The 1,007-nt window shown below is 46.3% G+C and carries 1 protein-coding gene; it reads right to left on the bottom strand.

Going from position 1 to position 1,007, the window contains the following annotated elements; translation table 11 throughout:
• Nucleotides 1-1,007 (bottom strand): cadherin-like domain-containing protein (locus tag AB4167_RS21875; protein ID WP_372137020.1); only part of this gene is annotated, 1,007 nt, incomplete at both ends.

Genomic DNA, 1,007 nt, shown 5'->3' on the forward strand with positions numbered 1-1,007 from the left:
TCAACCGTTAGGTTGTCACCATCAATGTCTGTAGCGCCTGTTAATAGGTCTGCATCGGTGAAGATAAGCGTTCCATCTTCTTCAACACTGAACTGTTGGTCTTGAGGCACTGGCAGGTCGTTTACTGGGTTAACGGTTAAGTCTGCAGAGGCTTGAACGGTGTTGGTGCCATCTGAGATATCGAAGCTGATATCAATGTCGCCATTGAAGTTCTCATCTGGCGTGATGGTGAAACTGCCATCATCGTTAGCTACAACCGTTGCATCACCACCAACTGTTAAGCCGCTCGCGGTTAGGTCTTCGCCTTCAACATCGGACGCTTGAGACAACAGCTGAACTTGGCTCAATGTGATTGAACCATCTTCGTTAACGTTGTAAGCCAAATCACCGGATACTGGCGCATCATTGATTGGCAATACGTCAACATTGATGACGGTTTCAACCTCTGCACCGTCTTCATCACGAATGGTGACATCAAGCTGAACTTGGCCATTAAAGTTCTCATTCGGTGCGAAGCTACAAGTGCCATCACCATTTACTGAGAAGATACCCTCAGGGCCATCGTAGCTAATACCAACTAGCTCAACATCCCCTTCCACATCCGAAGCGTTAAGTAGTACCTGTGATTCACTGAATGTTAGAACTGAATCTTCATTAATCGTATACGACGTTGGACCAGCTACAGGTGGATCGTTCACTTCAAGAACATTGATACCCGCAGTCGTCGCGTCGGTCGCACCATCTTCATCAGCAACAACCACATCCAGTGCAATTTCACCGCTGAAGTTTTCATTGGGCGAGAAGGTGTAAGTGCCGTTACCATTGATTTCAAGGACACCGTCGCTACCAGAGTAAGTCACACTGTCTATCGATACATCACCTTCAATATCTGAAGACGTTACCAATAGTTGTGCATCAGAAATGGTAATCGAGTTATCTTCATTTACGGTGTAAGAAGTAGAACCCGCAACTGGAGGATCATTTTCCGGAGTCACGCTAACATCAAT

It is taken from the genome of Vibrio sp. 10N.286.49.E11 (assembly GCF_041469505.1).
GTDB lineage: Bacteria > Pseudomonadota > Gammaproteobacteria > Enterobacterales > Vibrionaceae > Vibrio > Vibrio crassostreae_C.